Annotated in this window: 1 protein-coding gene; it reads left to right on the top strand. The window is 58.7% G+C overall.

The window, feature by feature from the left end; genetic code table 11:
- The coding region (locus BHC62_RS05950; protein ID WP_143007492.1) for a hypothetical protein at positions 1-349 on the top strand (349 nt) is incomplete at both ends.

The raw sequence follows: 349 nt of genomic DNA, 5'->3' as shown, positions 1-349 counted from the left end.
TGGTCTTGAAGTGAACGGCGGGGAAGTCACCGTCTACGAGAAAAACCTGCCGCTGGGCAGCGCTATCGATGGGCCTGCTTTGACCCAATCCGGCACCTTCACCGTGACCGCACTGGATGGCCTGAAAAATTTGACTGTGGGAGGTATCAGCGTCGTCACCAATGGCGTCGCCGCGACTTTTCCGCAATCGGAACCTACTGGCTTCGGCAACACCCTGACCATCACCGGCTACAACGCTAGCACCGGTGTAATCAGCTACAGCTACACCCTCAACGGCACTGACAGCCACCCAACCGGCGCAGGCACTAACAGCATCAGCGAGTCGTTCACGGTGACTGCCACCGACAGC

The organism is Pseudomonas sp. 06C 126 (assembly GCF_001855215.1).
GTDB lineage: Bacteria > Pseudomonadota > Gammaproteobacteria > Pseudomonadales > Pseudomonadaceae > Aquipseudomonas > Aquipseudomonas proteolytica.
Note: the sequence above shows the minus strand (reverse complement) of the source record. Positions and strands in the feature narration are given on the sequence as shown.